The organism is Cognaticolwellia mytili, assembly GCF_002104475.1.
In the GTDB taxonomy this organism is placed as follows: Bacteria; Pseudomonadota; Gammaproteobacteria; order Enterobacterales; family Alteromonadaceae; genus Cognaticolwellia; species Cognaticolwellia mytili.
The window spans coordinates 577,930-596,203 of sequence record NZ_NBOF01000003.1; the positions used below are offsets into that span (position 1 = coordinate 577,930).

Annotated in this window: 10 protein-coding genes and 5 tRNA genes; 13 read left to right on the forward strand and 2 right to left on the reverse strand. The window is 38.1% G+C overall.

The window, feature by feature from the left end; translation table 11 throughout:
• Positions 1–31: 31 nt before the first annotated feature.
• The 5 genes from prmC (at position 32) to kdsA (ending at position 4,365) form a co-directional block, all read left to right on the forward strand.
• Positions 32–874 carry a peptide chain release factor N(5)-glutamine methyltransferase gene (gene prmC / locus B7C41_RS12135; protein ID WP_085299468.1) on the forward strand — a complete coding sequence of 281 codons (843 nt, stop codon included), beginning with the start codon at positions 32–34 and terminating at the stop codon, positions 872–874.
• Between the two features lie 48 nt (positions 875–922).
• A complete protein-coding gene (locus B7C41_RS12140; protein ID WP_235839700.1) occupies positions 923–1,297 on the forward strand; it encodes a SirB2 family protein in 375 nt (124 codons plus the stop codon).
• Positions 1,298–1,334: 37 nt separating this feature from the next.
• Complete coding sequence (locus B7C41_RS12145) at positions 1,335–2,135, forward strand: tetratricopeptide repeat protein (protein ID WP_085299174.1); 801 nt, start codon at positions 1,335–1,337, stop codon at positions 2,133–2,135.
• 66 nt (positions 2,136–2,201) lie between these two features.
• Entirely contained in the window at positions 2,202–3,464 is a 1,263-nt protein-coding gene (locus B7C41_RS12150; RefSeq protein ID WP_085299175.1) for a DUF819 family protein, read from the forward strand.
• A gap of 58 nt (positions 3,465–3,522) precedes the next feature.
• Positions 3,523–4,365, forward strand: a complete 843-nt coding sequence (gene kdsA, locus B7C41_RS12155) for a 3-deoxy-8-phosphooctulonate synthase (protein WP_085299176.1) — start codon at positions 3,523–3,525, stop codon at positions 4,363–4,365.
• Between the two features lie 105 nt (positions 4,366–4,470).
• On the opposite strand, the gene B7C41_RS12160 is transcribed toward kdsA, so the two are convergent.
• Positions 4,471–5,811 (reverse strand): dicarboxylate/amino acid:cation symporter, encoded by a 1,341-nt coding sequence (locus B7C41_RS12160; RefSeq protein WP_085299177.1) that lies wholly within the window; start codon positions 5,809–5,811, stop codon positions 4,471–4,473.
• 159 nt (positions 5,812–5,970) lie between these two features.
• On the opposite strand from B7C41_RS12160, the gene B7C41_RS12165 reads away from it, so the two are divergent.
• Positions 5,971–8,196, forward strand: coding sequence for an Ig-like domain-containing protein (locus tag B7C41_RS12165; RefSeq protein ID WP_158089128.1), 2,226 nt, complete (start codon positions 5,971–5,973; stop codon positions 8,194–8,196).
• A gap of 850 nt (positions 8,197–9,046) precedes the next feature.
• Here B7C41_RS12165 and B7C41_RS12170 read toward each other — a convergent pair.
• Positions 9,047–12,544: a hypothetical protein gene (locus B7C41_RS12170; protein WP_085299179.1), complete on the reverse strand. Its 3,498-nt coding sequence runs from the start codon at positions 12,542–12,544 to the stop codon at positions 9,047–9,049.
• Positions 12,545–13,000: 456 nt separating this feature from the next.
• Between B7C41_RS12170 and alaS the strand changes: the two genes are divergently transcribed.
• The 7 genes from alaS to B7C41_RS12210 all read left to right on the forward strand — a co-directional run bounded on the left by alaS (position 13,001) and on the right by B7C41_RS12210 (position 18,077).
• Positions 13,001–15,625, forward strand: a complete 2,625-nt coding sequence (gene alaS / locus B7C41_RS12175) for an alanine--tRNA ligase (RefSeq protein ID WP_085299180.1) — start codon at positions 13,001–13,003, stop codon at positions 15,623–15,625.
• Between the two features lie 724 nt (positions 15,626–16,349).
• Entirely contained in the window at positions 16,350–16,547 is a 198-nt protein-coding gene (gene csrA / locus B7C41_RS12185; RefSeq protein WP_085299182.1) for a carbon storage regulator CsrA, read from the forward strand.
• A gap of 204 nt (positions 16,548–16,751) precedes the next feature.
• Positions 16,752–16,843, forward strand: a tRNA-Ser gene (locus tag B7C41_RS12190).
• 145 nt (positions 16,844–16,988) lie between these two features.
• A tRNA-Arg gene (locus B7C41_RS12195) sits at positions 16,989–17,065 on the forward strand.
• A 256-nt stretch (positions 17,066–17,321) separates the two neighbouring features.
• A tRNA-Arg gene (locus B7C41_RS12200) sits at positions 17,322–17,398 on the forward strand.
• Positions 17,399–17,472: 74 nt separating this feature from the next.
• Positions 17,473–17,564 (forward strand) — tRNA-Ser (locus tag B7C41_RS12205).
• Between the two features lie 436 nt (positions 17,565–18,000).
• Positions 18,001–18,077 (forward strand) — tRNA-Arg (locus B7C41_RS12210).
• The last annotated feature ends 197 nt before the right edge of the window (positions 18,078–18,274 follow it).

The window sequence follows — 18,274 nt, forward strand, 5'->3', positions numbered from 1 at the left end:
GCAATTGTTATCGGTTGAACAATTATCATCGATGGCAATTGCGAAATTAATTGCCTACGGACAACAACATTTATTAGCTACTTCTGATAGTGCTAAATTAGATGTTGAGCTACTCATTTGCTTTGTTATTGATAAGCCAAGAACCTATTTGTTGACTTGGCCTGAGCAAATACTGTCATTAACGCAAACAGCACATTTTGCTGAGTTGTTATTGCGCCGTATTCAAGGTGAACCGATTGCTTATATCGTTGAAATGCGAGAGTTTTGGTCACTGCCGTTACAAGTCTCTCCTGCCACGTTAATTCCTCGACCAGATACTGAAGTTTTAGTTGAACTGGTACTAAATAATCATTCAGCTGAGGGGGTGAGTTGCTTAGATTTAGGAACAGGAACAGGTGCAATTGCATTGGCATTAGCTTCAGAGCAGGGCTCTTGGCAAATAGATGCGGTAGACTTTAGCAATGATGCTGTTGCGCTAGCAAAAACCAATGCCAGTAATTTGAATTTAACTCAGGTTAAGATTTTTCAAAGTAATTGGTTTAGCGCCGTTGCCGAAAATAAGCATTACGATGTAATTGTGAGCAACCCTCCTTATATCGATGAACAAGACTGCCACTTAGCGCAGGGCGATGTAAGGTTTGAGCCTAAAACTGCCTTAGTTGCTGCTGATAGCGGTTTAGCGGATATAAAAATTATTGTCAGCCAAGCGCGAAATTATTTTAACCAGCTAGGTTATTTATATATTGAGCACGGATTTGAACAAAGCATTGCGGTGCAAGATATTTTAGCTGATCACGGCTATGAAAAAATTCAAACCTTTAAAGATTACAACGATAACGACAGGATCACCTGTGGTTGTTTTATCATTGATTAAGAATTAAAAGCTAACACACAATAAATATAACAATAAATGGAGAATTCTGTGCTTAAACACTTACATATGACAGTTGCTGCAATCAGCATATTACTTTTTACTTTTCGTTTTGCCTTAACCTTGGTTAACTCTGAAAAATTAACCTTGAAATGGTTGAAAATTGCTCCACATATAATCGACACATTATTGTTGGGTTTAGGTATAGCTTTATCAATAAAGCTAGCAATTAATCCCGCGGAGCAGTTGTGGTTAGCTGAAAAGCTATTTGCCGTTGTTGCCTACATTTTTACTGGTTATTACACATTAAAGCTAGCCCGTAACCGTACCATGCAAATCATTGGGTTTTTAGGTGCGTTAGGCTGGGTTATGTTGATTGTGCGCATTGCAATGAGCAAAGAAACCGTATTTTTAGCTGGCTTGTAAGCGACTAAAATAAAATTTTACTATTGAAAGAGAATTCATGAACGATTTGTTGTTGTCAGAAATTAAATCTGAACAAAATGAACCACTACAAACTTTCTTGTTATTAGAAGAGTATATTTTTGGCGCAAGTGATTCTGGTATTAGTGAGCTAGATGACTTAGTCAAATTGTGCCAAGAAGAAACAGATAAAGTAAAAGAGCCGATCGAAAAAGCAGAAGTGCTGATTAACACCCTATTTGTTGATCAGCTTTTTATCGATAAGCACTTACCTGTTTGGCCTACTATCGCACATCAATTATCACCTGCGCTTAGCCATAAGTTAATTTCGCCAACATTGAAGGCAATATTGATTGCTCATATCGCCAATGCTTGTGACTGTAAAACAGACATTGTTTTTGTGCCTGAAAAAGCGATGATCAGAATTGTGTGTGATGACCACTATGCGATTATATTTGACCCGATAACTGGTGAGTCGCTAAATTGGCATGAGTTGGATGCTCGTATGAGTGAGATTTCAGGCGACCCATTTGAAATACAAATGGATGTAATGAAGTCAGAAAGCCTAGTGCTTGAGCATATTACTAGCTTAAAAGCGGCTTTTATTCGTGAGCACGCCTACGATAATGCGTTGAAGTGTGTTGATATGCTACTTGCACTGAATCCTGATGACCCGTTTGAGCGCCGTGACCGTGGTTTTTTATTGCATCAACTTGATTGTTTTAAAGTTGCTTATGATGACTATCAATATTTTGTTGAGCAATGCCCGAAAGATCCCGCAGCTCAACTATTAAAACTACAGCTAGATAAAATTTCAATTTCAGATACGATATTGCACTAGTAGAAACTGAGTATTTAAAAAAATAATAAGCAATATCACAAATTGTAAAAATTAAAAGGATAAGTAATGCAAGATACAGTTGTGGCGAATGCGCCATTGATTACTAACGACGCTACCGTTCTTGGTGTTCTCGCACTCATTTTAGGTTTCGTTTTTTATACCTCTAATAGCAATAATGCGGCTTGTCGCTCATTTTATAAATATGTACCTGCATTGTTAATGTGTTACTTGCTACCTTCTTTGCTTAATACTTTTGGTATTGTTAGTGCTGATGTTAGCCAAGTTGATGAAGTGGCAAAATACTATTTACTACCGGCATGTTTAGTTTTATTAACTTTAAGTATTGATATTAAAGCGATTGCTGGTTTAGGCAGTAAAGCGGTCATCATGTTTTTAACCGGTACTGTCGGCGTGATTATTGGTGGTCCTCTGGCTTTATTAATTGTTTCAGCTATTTGGCCTGAATTAATTGGTGTTTCTGGGCCTGATGCAGTTTGGCGTGGTATGGCTGCACTAGCGGGTAGTTGGATTGGTGGTGGTGCAAACATGCTTGCTATGAAAGAGATCTACGGCGCAGACGGCAAAATATTTACCATTATGGTAACAGTTGATATTGTTGTTGCTAACATTTGGATGGCGGGTTTGCTTTATATGGCAGCTAATCATAAGCGCATAGACGCTAAAAATGGTGCCGACACGTCAAGTATTGACCGTTTAGTTGAAAAGGTTGAAGCTCATACAAAAGCAAACTCTAAAACGCCAGAATTAAAAGATTACATGCTTATTTTAGCTGTTGGCTTAGGCGCAGCAGGCATGGCGCACTTAGCCGCTGATTACCTAGTACCGTTCTTCCAAACAAATTACCCTGAACTGAAGAAATTTAGCTTGCACAGCAAATTATTCTGGATCATCGTTTTAGTGACTAGCATTGGTTTGGCATTATCTTTCACCAAAGTAAGAAACTTGGAATCAGTAGGGGCCTCAAAAGTTGGCAGTAGCTTCCTTTATGTTTTAGTGGCAACGATTGGTTTGCATATGGATATTTCGCAAATTGTTGAAGCGCCTAAATATATGGTGATTGGCTTAATTTGGATGGCAGTACACGTAGTATTATTATTTGCAGTCGGTAAGTTTATTAAAGCACCAGTCTTTTATTTAGCTGTTGGTAGTAAAGCGAATATTGGTGGCGCGGCATCGGCACCTGTTATCGCCTCAGCATTTCATCCATCACTTGCACCAGTAGGTGTTTTGTTAGCTGTATTAGGTTATGCATTAGGTACTTATATGGCATGGCTATGTGGGCAATTACTACGAATTGTTGGTAGCTAAAGCAATAATTAATAGTGGGCTAACTGTTTAGCCCTAAAATAAATATTTGGAAAATATTATGTCAAAGCAATTAATTACACTTGGCGATATTGATATCGCAAATGATAAGCCGTTTGTATTATTTGGCGGTATGAATGTACTTGAGTCTCGTGACTTAGCAATGACTATTGCTGAACATTATGTTGAAGTGACACAAAAATTAAACATTCCTTATGTATTTAAAGCCTCTTTCGATAAAGCTAACCGTTCATCGGTTAGCTCATACCGTGGCCCTGGTTTAGATGAAGGTTTAAAGATCTTTGAAGAAATCAAGTCAACCTTTAATGTTCCTGTGATCACTGATGTTCATGAAACTTACCAAGCCGCTCCGGTTGCTGAAGTTGCTGACATTATTCAGTTACCTGCATTTCTTGCTCGTCAGACAGACCTAGTGGTAGCAATGGCCAAAACGGGTGCCATTATTAATGTAAAGAAGCCACAGTTTCTTGCTGCCCATGAAATGCGACATATTATCAATAAGTTTGGTGAAGCGGGTAACGAAGATATTATTCTTTGTGAACGTGGCAGCTGCTTTGGCTATAACAACTTAATTGTTGATATGTTAGCGATGGATGAAATGAAAAACTACGCACCTGTGATGTTTGATGCTACCCATGCACTGCAACAACCTGGTGGTCGTGCAGACTCTGCTGATGGCCGACGTGCTCAAGCAGCACAATTAGCGCGAAGTGGTATGGCAATTGGTATTGCTGGCTTGTTTATTGAGTCTCACCCTGATCCGTTAACAGCGAAGTGTGATGGCCCATGTGCATTGCCGTTAGATAAACTTGAGCCATACTTGGCGCAAATGAAATCATTAGATGATTTAGTTAAAAGTTTTGAACCGCTAATTACAGGGTAGTTTCATTAAATTACTTGTATAAAAAAGAGCGCTAATAAGCGCTCTTTTTGTATAAAATTTCTACCTAGTACTTTCAGAAATCGACATTAACATTGAAATAATTACTTAGCTTTTATCTAAATGATGAAAGTCAATATTTTCAATGTTTTTTCCAGCATTTGCATCATTAAATACCGCTTCATCGAATTGGTTTTCAGATTTACCAACTACAACTGTTACCATGCTATCGCCGGTAACGTTTACTGCAGTTCGGGTCATATCTAGTAAACGGTCAACACCAATAATTAAAGCGATGCCTTCTACTGGTAATCCTACTTGTTCTAACACCATTGCTAGCATAATTAAACCAACACCAGGTACGCCTGCTGTGCCGATAGATGCTAATGTCGCTGTTAGTATCACCATTAAGTAATCAGTTAGCGTTAGATCTTGAGCAAATACCTGCGCGATAAATACTGTAGCAACACCTTGCATGATTGCAGTACCGTCCATATTGATAGTAGCGCCAAGTGGTACGGTAAATGAAGCAATGGAGTTTTTAACGCCCATTTTCTTGGTTGTTGTTTCTAGGGTAATTGGTAATGTTGCATTACTGCTTGATGTTGAGAAAGCAAATATAGCGGTATCGCGCATTTTCTTTAAAAATATTAATGGGTTCAAACCGGTTAATAATTTTAATAGAACAGGGTAGGTAACAAAGGCATGTAGTAATAAGGCAAATACCACAACAAAGAAATATTTCAATAAGTTACCAAAAGTACTTAATGACACATCAGTAAATAGCCCAGCTAATAAACAGAATACACCATAAGGTGCTATGTTCATCAAAATAGTAACAAGACGCATGATAACTACGCTCATATCTTCAAATAATGAAGCTATGCGCTCACCCGCTTTGCCTGAAAGAGCAATGGCGATACCAAATAATAAGGCGAAGATAATCACTTGTAGCATATTACCTTGAGCAAATGCAGCGAAAGGGTTACTTGGAAACATTTGAATAATGACTTGTGCAAGCGACGGCGCTTCACGGCTAGCAAAGGTGGTACCTGCTGTCATGTTTACCCCTTCACCTGGGCTGACAAGTAAGGCTAGAGTCATGGCAAAACTAATCGCGATAGCGGTTGTTAGTAAATATAAGCCTATCGCTTTACCACCAATGCGACCAAGCTTAGTGGTATCTTTCAATGAACAAGTACCACAAATTAGAGAGACAAATACCAGTGGCACCACTAACATTTGTAAACTAGAAATAAATATTTGTCCACCAACTTCAAACACGCCATCAACTAAAAAACCACGTAATGAAAGATCAAATAAATATAAAGGGATAACAGCATCAGAGCCATCAGGCATTAGCCATTGTAGAATTGCACCCACTAATATCCCGGCAACCATGCCTGTAACGATTCTCGTGGTCAAACTTGCTTGCTTTTTTTCAGTCATATTATTCTTGTTTTATTAAGCGATAGCGTATTATGTTGTTGCTGCGAGTAGAAATCAAATAATGAGATATTGTTTTTTAAGCTAATCCCTGACCTTTTAAGATAATTTCGGTTAATATAGAAAGAGTTGATGATATATATTACCCAAAGGAAGATTTTTATGGCGCTCGTACAACGCTTTAGTTTTATTTTACTCTTCGCAGCTTTATTTAGTTTAGCTGGCTGTGGTGGTAGCAGTGGCGGATTTGATGATACTCCGGATGGTGGTACTACGCCAGAGCCTATAACTATCACGTTGGCTATTTCTGATAAGAATGTTTCTCGAATTACACCTCAAACGTTAACAGCAACAGTAATGCAGGGCACAACACCGTTGCTAGGAAAACTAGTTACCTTTTCAATAGACAATACAGATTTGGCAAGTTTTAATAATGATGTTGGTACTAGTAGTACTGAAGCTGATGGTCGTGCTTTAATTGTGTTGTTGGCAGGTTCGAGCAGTGGCTCTGGTATAGTTACTGCTTCCGTCGATGGTATTGACTCCACACCTGTAGTATTTGATAGCGCAGGTGATGGTGGAGACATAGGTGTTCCAATTGCCAGCGATATTAGTTTGTTTGCTAGCAGTCAACAAATAGCGTCAAGTGGTAACGAAGAAGTAACTTTGACCACTATAGCAAAAGATGAAAATAATAACCTTGTCGAAGGAGTTGCTATTTCCTTTATGACAACCTCTGGACAGATTCAAGTTATAACTCCTGTAACGGGACCGGATGGTAAAGCCACTGCAATATTAAAAACAAGTAATGAGCCAACTAATCGTGATATCACTATTACCTCAGAAAGTGGAGGGATCAGTGATGCAGTTAATGTGGAGGTGACAGGTACAACGATTAATTTAACCGGTTCATCTTCTCTAGCTATTAATGATGAAAATAGTTTTTTTATTCAAGTATTGAACTCTGAAGGAGTTGGAATTCCTAATATTGTTGTGGACTTTTCTCTTTCTGGAGTTGGATCTGAACCTGTAGCAGATATTGCTATTGTTGACTCTGTAACTACGGATATTACTGGCCAAGCAAGCTTTTCTGTTATGGGAACTTCTGGAGGAAGTAATACAATTACAGCAAGGGCTGTTGGATATAGTGTGTCGCACATTGTTTCTGTTCAATCAGACTCTTTTTTATTTAGCCGTTTTGATAATGGCGAACAAACGGTAAGCCCTGAAGTTACAGCTTTACCGGATGTTCTATTATCGAAAGATGCATTGATTGAACTGACTTGGACGCAGTCTAATACGCCGATAGCTGATGGTACTATTGTTAGTTTTACCTCTACACGAGGAGTCGTGACTCCTAGTTCTGTGGCAATTGTTAATGGAAAGGCGATAACGAATATTCGTTCTACTAACGCAGGTAAATCACTAGTAACTGCGTCAGGAACTAGTGGAAGTGTAACCTTAAGTAATCAATTAGAGTTTGAATTTATCGCTGAAACCGCTAGTACGATCGTAGCACAAGCATCACCTAACTCAATTGCGCCCAATGGCGAAACCTCAACGATTTCAGTTGTCATTAAGGATATAAATGGTAATTTAGTAAAAGGGAAAACTATTGACTTTTCATTGTCTGGTACGAGTAGTGGTAGCATATTACCTGCAAGCGCTGTAACTGATAGTAATGGTACGGCAAGCACGGTGTACACTTCTAACTCTGTTTCTGCCCAAGATGGTATTTCCGTTATTGCTACTGTAAAAAGCGAACCTTCTATTTCAGATGCAGTGACTTTAACGGTAGCTGATCGAGAATTATTTATTGCATTAGGAACGGGTAACGATTTGATTGAATCAGATTCTACTTCTTATAATAAGCAATATTCTGTATTTGTAACTGATGTCGATTCGACCCCACAAGAAGGAATTGTATTGAAAGTCTCTGCGGTACCAAGCGATTATTACAAAGGGCAATGGGCTAAGTCATTAGATGAAGAGGGAGGGTTTGCTTCTTGGCAGGCCAGTTATTCGACCACTCCACCATGTCCAAATGAAGATCTTAATATTGATGGTATATTGGATGTTGGGGAGGACACCAATGGTAATGGTATGTTAACACCTGGCAATGTGGTTTCAGTATTAGGCGAAGTAACTACGGATGAATTTGGTCAGGCAATTATCGATATTCGTTATGCCCAGAGTTTTGCTACTTGGGTAAATATCAATCTAATTGTTAGCGCAAAAGTTAGCGGCACAGAGAGTTTGGCGCAAACTCGTTTTACATTACCTGTATTAGCGTCAGATGTACTTGATGAAAATGTTACCCCACCTAACACTGGCATCGGCCTTATTGGGCCTTTTGGGCAAGTAGGGAGCTGCACTAACGCTGATTAGTGGTTAGTTCTACCTAAAAAAAGCCGTTCGTGAAACTAATGCCATTTAGTTAAGTATGTTTTTTTGAATGGTGTAACTGACTTTAGAAACTCTAACGGCCCTATATTTGGGCTGTTTTCTTTTTAGATAGCAACAACCTTTGCACTTTCGCTCACATAGCTTTGAGCTTATTCAAGGTTGTGCCTGTTTTTGCGTGGCTACGCAACACCATTGACTTTTCAAGCCGTTGATATTCTATTTTTCCATAACCATTCTTGCTTTCCCACCATTATCGATAGTTGTGAAGTAAGTCACTATTTGGACATTATCTGGTATTAGTCAATGAAAAGTCTACTCCACAAAATAATTGATTGAACGGCTCTATACAATCTTATACTGACACTTCACCACCCCTGAGGTACCGCACGTCACTTTTGGCGCCCAATATTTACTTTGCTTGCTATCTTAAGTGCCGTATTAAAATACTTGAGAGGTAAAGTTTCTGAAAGCGTTTACGTTTTCTGACTAAATAAAGGTTTGAATATTATTCGTAAGTAATCTGAACTCTGAATAATGAGTGACTGATATTTAAGTAGGTCAATGGCTTAGATGTTGAAGTAAATGCTGTAGCAAGATAAACGTAACTATAGATATCATTAATGCTTTCTTTTATGCCATTTCCAAGGAAAAATAGATTAATAGGGAGTATTGAGCAAGTGCTGCTTATCCAGAATTCAGGCTAAGTGATAAAAAATAGCCTCATCAAAAGATGAGGCTATTTTTGTATAATTGTTTATCTATAAACCTATCTGTTTTTTAACCGTTCAATATTGGTATGAGTGCTTTTTTAATATTAAAGTTAAACGCTCAATCATTGGTGTGAACGTAGTTCTAAGGTTGATGTACTTGCATCATAAATTAATACTCTTTGATAAGCCGGCATTAAATAACTTTCAGTTGTCAGACCTAAGATTACTTCTGACCAAAGTTCGACTTGAGCATTATTATATTTACTATAAGTAATACCTGTTGTCGATATTGCCGGATCAAAGCGAAACCAGTAGCTATTGTCACTGGTATCTATCGTTGTATTAAACGTTTGAACGTTGGCGTTATTCTGCAGTAAGCCATTATCAGTATAAACAGTGCCGTCGAAGCTTGCCCATTCGCTGGTATTGTTGGCACTATATACGGTGTTACTATCCTTGCTTAAGGCAAAGCGCGATAAGTTTGTAAATGCGTTATTGATATATGATGGTGCGCTCATCGCGGTTATCATTTCATTGGCATAAGCATTATAGCTTAGGGTTAAACGCTCAAGGGAAGTTGTCGTTTGTCTGTACGCCATGATTACATCAGCACTGTTGGCTTGGGTAATCGATGAGACAAAAAATGCATTTTCTTGATCCCAATACTGACGTACTAAATTCATGTCGGCATATTCAAGAGTTTGTGTAATAACCACTGGAGCGCCGGCTATCATTTTAATCATGATAGGACGAAACTCAATTGTGATATTTTCGCTATTGATTTGACTAAATTGATAATTATTTAAATCAAATTGATAGTGATTAACACGAGTTTGTTCAACGTCATCTTCATCTAAATAGGTTTCAGTATTAGAAGCTAATAGCATTGATCCGTCAGGATGCACCACAAGGTTAGTTAAGTCTTCAGCTGCTAGTAATGATGTGCTGCTATTGATTAACGCGCCAGTGATAACATGATAGGTATTTAATTGATCACCATCAGCAATATAAACATATGGGCGCATAGGATCAAGCGCAATACCAGAAGCGTTGAAATTGATATCGCTAATATCAATATCTACACCATCAGTTGTGCTTTTATTTAGTGTAATATTTATTGCCCCTGATAATGCAGTGCCTGCAGTTGTTGGCAATAAGGTAATTACTGCGTTGTGAATACCATCAGTAGCAATATTGGCTGGTATCGCTGTAATTGTTAGAGTGTTGTTAATATTATCTGCTGATAGAGATAACCAGTTGACATCCGTTGTTGCTTGCCACGCAATCTCCATTTCACTGTTTGAAAGTACATCGATGGTGTGAACTAAAGTTTCTTGCGTCGCTAGACTGTTAAATGCCAAAGCAGGGTAGTTACTGGCTAACCTTATAGCGTCAACGGCAAGTTCAACAGTAATCGTTTTTGTTGTGCCACTTTCAGGGTCATAGATAGCGATACTTGCTGTCATTAAGCCCCAACCAGTTATTAAACTTCGATCAATATCGATTAATAGACTGTTGCCACTATCATTATTTTGTTGTGTCAGTATTAACCAAGGGGCGTTAGCTGTTGCTTGCCAATCTGCACCAACACTCGACAAGATAAGTTCTTGCTGCGAAATAGCACTATCACCTAAATTTGTTGTAAATGAAAGTGTATCACTTGAACTGCCAAATTGGCTTACATTAACCACATCAACGGCGTTGGTAGATAACAGTAATGCGCGACTATCATCATTAGTAATTTGTATCGTTCTTGGTGGATTTAAACCTAATTCAATAGTGTTGGCAATAGTTTGTTGTTCGTTGTAAACATCAATTTTAAAGCCGGTGTTAGTTTCAAATCGAACGTAATGAGCGCGATCATTTGAACTATGTGTTAAAGCTAAATTAGTTATAGCATCATCAGTATTAATTAAGCCATTATCGGTAAATGCTGTTCCATCAAAGCTTATCCATTCACTCGTTGGGCTAATAGCATAAATATTTTTTTCATCTGCTGTGATATAAAAGTCTGTAATTTGGTCATTTACGCCTAACAACTCAGGGCGATAACTGTGAGTAACTTCTGTAGTCACTGGATTACGGCCAAAGTCATTTACTTTTGCGTTCAGTCGTTTGATTGTATTTAATTCTGTTGCGGTGCTGGCATCTAATGCAAATAAGCTTTGATTCTGCTCTGCAACATTAAAAGCGCGGGCAAGAAAAGCATTAGCTTCATTAAAACCAACGCGGATTAAGTTTTCGTCAGCAAATTCTAAAATTGAGGTTGCAACAAAGTAGCGACCGTCAAGTCGGACAAATTTAGCTGGTTCGTTGATAATATCAAAATCAGTTATTTCAACAACGCTCATATCACTTAAGTTGATTTTGTACCTATGTGTGGTAGTTTCACTGGTATTTTCATCAATAACGGTTACTTCATCAGCTTTAGCAAGCATCATGCTAGCATTCGGGTGGATGACTAATTGTTCTAGTAGTGTGCCATCAGGTGAGATAACGGTAGTTGATAATAATTCATTGGTATATAAATGATAACTACGTAGCTCGTTGTCTGTTGCAATATAATATTGTGGTAGCAATGGGTTTGCTACTAGGCCATTACTATTAGCGATAATATCTAAGTTAAAATTTTCCGTTATTGCATCACTTTTATACAAGCTAACTTGAACTATTTCTGCTATCGCAGTGGTTTGTTCGTTACCCGTAATCGTTATTGTTGCAGTCGTGGTGGTGTTATTCGTTAATGTTGTTGCATCAGCCGCAATCATTAGTTGATTTGTATCTGAATTCGCAGTTAGCGTTAACCAAGTTGCATCAGTCGACGCTTGCCATCCCCAAGGTAAAACACTATTCGAATTTATATTCAATGCTGCTTTGTTGTTACTAATATTAGCGGTTTCAACCAGAGCAAGGGTAGCTCTGTCTGCAAATAGATGAATGTTATCTAGACTCAATTCTACCGGGTATTTTGTCGTGCCAAGCGGGCTGGTAATATCAATGGTTGTTGAATATAGGCCTGCTGCAGTAAGAGAGCTGGCATCAGGTGTGGCGGTAATCGTAGTAACACCATCGGTAAAAGACTTTTCAACACTAAGCCAAGGCTCCGAGGTTACTAAAGTTAAGTTATCTGTACTCGAACTTATATCTATTGTTTTTGCTGCTATGCTTGCGGCACCATAAGTGTCATCAAAAGTTAGTGCTTGCCATATGAGTAATGATACATTGATATCCTGATGGGCAAAATTTCTTGTGGCTGGATCGCCGCTAGATAATCTTAATGTAGTGCTGTATAAGTCAGCATTAATTTGGTTAGCGTTAGTCACATCAATATGAACTGTGGCGGAAGTTGCTGTTAAGTTTTCAATGCGATAATTCAACCAAGCAACAGGAGTTGCAGTAGGGGCAAAGCCAAGTAGCAAACCATCACCATCAAAGTTAACCTTTACTGCAATAGTATGTGTTTCTTCTTGTAAAAATTCATTGGTAAATGTCACAGAGGATATATCGCTGTTAATAGCAAAGATTGGAGCTTTATCGCTTGAACCGCCACATGCCTGTAAAAATAATGTGCTAAATAAAATCACTAATGCTAAACGCATGTTTTTAATTTGTCCCTTCATAAAGTTCCCTGTTTTTATTAGTTGCTAGAACTTAGCTTTATTGTGCCAGTATACTGAGTTTATTTTGCGTGATTATTAACATAATGTAAAACTTATCATCATTAATCGTATTTTTTACATATCTTTGCTGCTTTCGCTCTAATTAAGAAAATTATACTGACTATGTGCGTTGCACCTAATGTTGAAAAACAGGTGACTGTCGAAATCTTAAAATGAATTGACTTGAAAGGATGTAGTGGGGAAATTGTGCAAATATTGCCAATAAAAGGTGAAATTGATTGGTATCTTCAAGCAGAGCTTGCGTATAATAAGCGCATTGGTGCGTCCCTAATAATATATTAAAACGATAAAGCAAAACGAATATGCTTTATGCAACCACATGATTTCCAATAAGTGAAGCCATGACATTATTAAACGCGTAAACAGACTTAATTTTTAGAAAAGTTGGAAACATACATGATTGAAACCAGCGCGCAATTGCGTCAGGCATTTTTAGATTTTTTTGCTTCTAAGCAGCACCAAATTGTTGCTAGCAGTTCTTTAGTACCAGGTAACGATGCAACCTTGCTATTTACTAATGCGGGTATGGTGCCATTTAAAGACGTATTTCTTGGAGGGGATACGCGCAGCTACACTCGTGCAACTTCTTCACAGCGTTGTGTTCGTGCTGGTGGTAAACACAATGATTTAGAAAATGTTGGTTATACCGCTCGCCATCATACATTCTTTGAAATGCTAGGTAACTTTAGTTTTGGCGATTACTTTAAAAAAGAAGCTATCCATTATGCATGGGAGTTTTTAACCTCAGAATTAGCATTGCCAAAAGAAAAGCTTTTAGTCACTGTTTATGAAAGCGATGAAGAAGCGTATAACTTTTGGTTAAATGATATTGGCGTTCCCGCGGAAAAAATTATTCGTATTGGTGATAAGTCACCTGATAAAAAATACGAGTCAGATAACTTTTGGTCTATGGGTGATACAGGACCATGCGGTCCTTGTTCTGAAGTCTTTTACGATCATGGTGAAGAAATTTTTGGTGGACCTCCAGGCTCTCCAGATGAAGACGGTGATCGCTTCATCGAAATTTGGAATCTAGTATTCATGCAATACAACCGCCATGCTGACGGAACAATGGAAGCTCTACCTAAGCCTTCTGTTGATACTGGCATGGGGTTAGAGCGAATTGCCGCCATTATGCAAGGCGTGCATAGCAATTACGAAATTGATATTTTCCAAGGTTTGATTCGTGATACTGCATCATTATTAGAATGTAATGACTTGGAGCATAAATCATTACGTGTAATTGCTGATCATATTCGTTCATGTAGTTTTTTAATTACCGATGGTGTTATGCCATCGAATGAAGGCCGTGGCTATGTGCTACGTCGTATTATTCGCCGTGCTATTCGCCACGGTCATAAATTAGAAGCTAAGTCATTTTTCTTCCATAAGTTAGTTGCTTCGTTAGCAAAACAAATGGGTGACGCTTATCCTGAGTTAGTGCAACAGCAAGCAATTATTGAAAAAATATTGCGCATTGAAGAAGAGCAATTTGGTCGTACACTTGATCGCGGTATGGCGCTACTTGAAGATATTTTATCAGAACTTAAAGGCGATACTATTGCCGGGGGTGACGTATTTAAACTTTACGACACTTACGGTTTTCCAGCTGATTTAACTGCTGACATTGCCCGTGAACGTGAACTAAGTATTGATCACGATGGTTTTGATGCTGCAATGACGCAGCAACGCGTACGAGCTCAAAAAGCCAGTCAATTTGGTACTGATTATAATGAAACCATTAAATCAGATCACAGAACAGAATTTAAAGGCTATACCCGTAGCGAGATGTCATCAACCGTTATTGAACTTTTTAATAGTGAATCATCAGTTGCTGAACTAAATGCTGGTGAAACAGGTATTGTAGTATTAGATAAAACACCATTTTATGCGGAATCTGGTGGTCAAGTAGGTGATGCCGGTTTGCTACATATAGATGATGGTGTTTTTGAGGTTACTGATACCTTTAAACTTGGCCATGCTTTTGCTCATAAAGGCATCGCTCGTCACAATATTGGTTTGAATCGCCGTGTTAAAGCTGAAATCAATACTGAACGCAGAGCGGCTATCATCAAAAACCATACTGCAACGCACATTTTGCATGCCAGCCTTCGTAAAGTTTTAGGTGAGCATGTTACGCAAAAAGGCTCTTTATGTGATGCGGATAAACTACGCTTTGACTTTTCTCATTTTGAAGGGCTTACGCGAGAAGAGCTAAATACAGTGGAACGTATGGTTAATCAACAAATTCGTGATAACTTGTTACGTGAAACTAACTTGATGCAGATCGATGAAGCGAAAGCTAAAGGTGCTATGGCATTGTTTGGTGAGAAGTACGATGACGAAGTACGTGTTGTAACTTTAGGCGGCTTCTCAACTGAACTTTGTGGTGGCGTACACGTCGAGCGTACTGGTGATATTGGTTTATTTAAAATAGTTTCTGAATCAGGTATTGCTGCTGGTGTTCGTCGAATTGAAGCCGTTACCGGTGAAAGTGCTTTAAATTACTTTGAAGCGCAAGAACAAACGTTAAACACTATTGCTTCTTTAGTAAAAGCTGATACTGCCAATGTTTCAAGTAAAGTTGAGCAAGTTTTACAACGCAATAAACAACTCGAAAAAGAACTTGAGCAATACAAACAACAGTTAGCTAGTCAGGCTGGATCTGACTTAATCAGCCAAGCAGTAGACTTTAATGGCATTAAAGCATTAATTGCTAACTTAGACGGCGTAGAAGCAAAATCTTTACGTGGCATGGTTGATGATCTTAAAAACAAAATGGGCTCAGGCATTATCTTATTAGCAACAGCTAGCGATAATAAAGTTAGCTTAATTGCTGGTGTAACTAAAGATCTTATCGGACAAGTAAAGTCTGGTGAGTTAGTTAATGTTGCCGCGCAAGAAGTTGGTGGTAAAGGTGGCGGTCGTCCTGATATGGCACAAGCAGGCGGTAGCCAACCCGAAAACATTGATGCAGCTTTAACAGCAGCACGAAACTGGTTAACAGATAAGTTGAGTTAATCACTCTATATACCCAAACTATTTGAGAATGCAGGATTCAGCGAGTCGAGAAAGGGTCAGCATCAAGGCATTGATTGAAGAGAATGGTTGTTCCATTGTAGAAATCAATAACGATGGAGATGACCCTTTATCGCCTTGCCCAAAGGGAGCTAAGCTAGAAAACCAGTTCAGCGTTGCAGCACTTGATAAGGGAATAACCATTACCTTTGTGCGGCGCCTTGAACTAATTCCCTAGCTTAACTCTGAAACTGCATCTTCATGTAGCTTGGGTATAATAAGTAAATAAATTGAATAAGGGGCTTTTTAGTCCCTTTTTTTATGCATTCTTCTAAGAAGAACAATAATTAATTAACTATTAAAGTGAATTTTTTTGTTATCTTCTGGGTCTTATTGTTAACAACGTGTAAAACATAAGGCTATTATTAATACTTCATGATGAAAAGTTGACTTAAATTACAAAAAACTATCGTTTTGGTGTGTATTGTTTCATCAAGGTTGTTAAAATAAGCATTAATATATGCAAATGCAGTCTACACTGGTTTTTAGTTGTTTTCTGCTTAACACTGGAAATTCGACATTGTCTTAGGAATATTCAATGTTTAATAAGTATTTTAGATACTTATTATGAACTTTAGTGCACTTTTGCAAAAATTAGACTAAATTTAATTTGTTACTAGCTTATAAATATTTAGTGGATCCCGTTTTAAACATAAAGGAAATTAGGATGTTAATATTAACTCGTCGAGTTGGTGAAACGTTGATGATCGGAGACGACGTCACTGTGACAGTATTAGGAGTCAAAGGTAACCAAGTGCGCATTGGTGTAAATGCTCCGAAGGAAGTGTCAGTTCATCGTGAAGAAATTTATATGAGAATACAATCTGAAAAAGCAGAGGGCGAATCCTCAGGGAATAAATTCTAACTGCTTTCTCATAATTAAAGCCGACACTAGTCGGCTTTTTTGATCTTGTAGCAAAATATATCAGGATATTTTAATGGCTGTTTAGTAGATAACGTTTGAAAATCGAGCGTGTTGCTTGAATTCTCAGCAAACAGTCAAAAAATAGAAATAAAAACATAAAAAAGTTTGACTTATTTTTATAATCCCTTATTATTCGCACCCATTGGAGAGGTGGCCGAGTGGCCGAAGGCGCTCCCCTGCTAAGGGAGTAACTGGTTTATCCCGGTTCGAGGGTTCGAATCCCTCCCTCTCCGCCATTCTTCTTAGATTGGCATCGTTTGAACAACGATGATGAAATAGTTCATTGTGAATGTAGGTAGTATTTACTAGGTTGTTTACCTAAGTAGATAATATTTAGTTCTCTATCTCTTAAACTAGAGATATTAATAAACGGTTTAAAATGGACGCGTAGCTCAGCTGGATAGAGTACCTGGCTACGAACCAGGCGGTCGCAGGTTCGACTCCTGCCGCGTCCGCCACTTTTCTTTAAGTGGTTAAATAAAAAAGAGTAGCTAATATTAACGCTAGTTAAAAAATAAATATATGTAAGTACATTGTCTAATTAATTTGGTTAATTAATGTTGATGACAATGATAAGGGCTTATTATCTTAAGCATAGATATAAAACAGTTTATTATGAGCACGTAGTTTAGTTGGATAGGTTATCTAATGTTAATGGCTATGAACCATGTTCGTTATCTCTTAAGCTTGAGATATAAAAAAACAGTTTATTGCGGACGCGTAGCTCAGCTGGATAGAGTACCTGGCTACGAACCAGGCGGTCGCAGGTTCGACTCCTGCCGCGTCCGCCACATTAAGAGAAACCAGTCTAACGACTGGTTTTTTTTGCTTTTATATTTTGATTATAAAAATCAAAATATAAATTGGAGAGGTGGCCGAGTGGCCGAAGGCGCTCCCCTGCTAAGGGAGTAACTGGTTTATCCCGGTTCGAGGGTTCGAATCCCTCCCTCTCCGCCATTCTTCTTAGATTGGCATCGTTTGAGCAGCGATGATGTAATTGTTCGTTGTGAATGTAGGTAGTATTTACTAGGTTGTTTACCTAAGTAGGTAATATTTAGTTCTCTATCTCTTAAACTAGAGATATTAATAAACAGTTTGTTATGGATGTGTAACTTAGTTGGATAGATTATTCAATGCTATTGGCTACGAAGCATGTTCGTTATCTCCTAAGCTCGAGATATAAAAAAATAGTTTGTTATGGATGTGTAACTTAGTTGGATAGATCATCTAACGTTATTGGCTACGAAGCATGTTCGTTATCTCCTAAGCTCGAGATGTAAAAAAATAGTTTGTTATGGATGTGTAACTTAGTTGGATAGATTATCTAACGTTATTGGCTACGAAGCATGTTCGTTATCTCCTAAGCTCGAGATATAAAAAAATAGTTTATTGCGGACGCGTAGCTCAGCTGGATAGAGTACCTGGCTACGAACCAGGCGGTCGCAGGTTCGACTCCTGCCGCGTCCGCCACTTTTCTTTAAGTGGTTAAATATGAAAGAGTAGCTAATATTAATGCTAGTTAAAAAATAAATATATGTAAGTACATTGCTTAGTTGGTTTGTTAATTGATGCTGATAACAATGATAAAGGCTTATTATCTTAAGCATAGATATAAAACAGTTTATTGCGGACACGTAGTTTAGTTGGATAGATTATCTAACGTTATT

Coding starts and splice junctions, on each gene's coding strand:
- prmC (WP_085299468.1), top strand. CDS start 32: ATGGCAATTGCGAAATTAATTGCCTACGGACAACAACATTTATTAGCT.
- B7C41_RS12145 (WP_085299174.1), top strand. CDS start 1,335: ATGAACGATTTGTTGTTGTCAGAAATTAAATCTGAACAAAATGAACCA.
- B7C41_RS12150 (WP_085299175.1), top strand. CDS start 2,202: ATGCAAGATACAGTTGTGGCGAATGCGCCATTGATTACTAACGACGCT.
- kdsA (WP_085299176.1), top strand. CDS start 3,523: ATGTCAAAGCAATTAATTACACTTGGCGATATTGATATCGCAAATGAT.
- B7C41_RS12160 (WP_085299177.1), bottom strand. CDS start 5,811: ATGACTGAAAAAAAGCAAGCAAGTTTGACCACGAGAATCGTTACAGGC.
- B7C41_RS12165 (WP_158089128.1), top strand. CDS start 5,971: ATGGCGCTCGTACAACGCTTTAGTTTTATTTTACTCTTCGCAGCTTTA.
- B7C41_RS12170 (WP_085299179.1), bottom strand. CDS start 12,544: ATGAAGGGACAAATTAAAAACATGCGTTTAGCATTAGTGATTTTATTT.
- alaS (WP_085299180.1), top strand. CDS start 13,001: ATGATTGAAACCAGCGCGCAATTGCGTCAGGCATTTTTAGATTTTTTT.
- csrA (WP_085299182.1), top strand. CDS start 16,350: ATGTTAATATTAACTCGTCGAGTTGGTGAAACGTTGATGATCGGAGAC.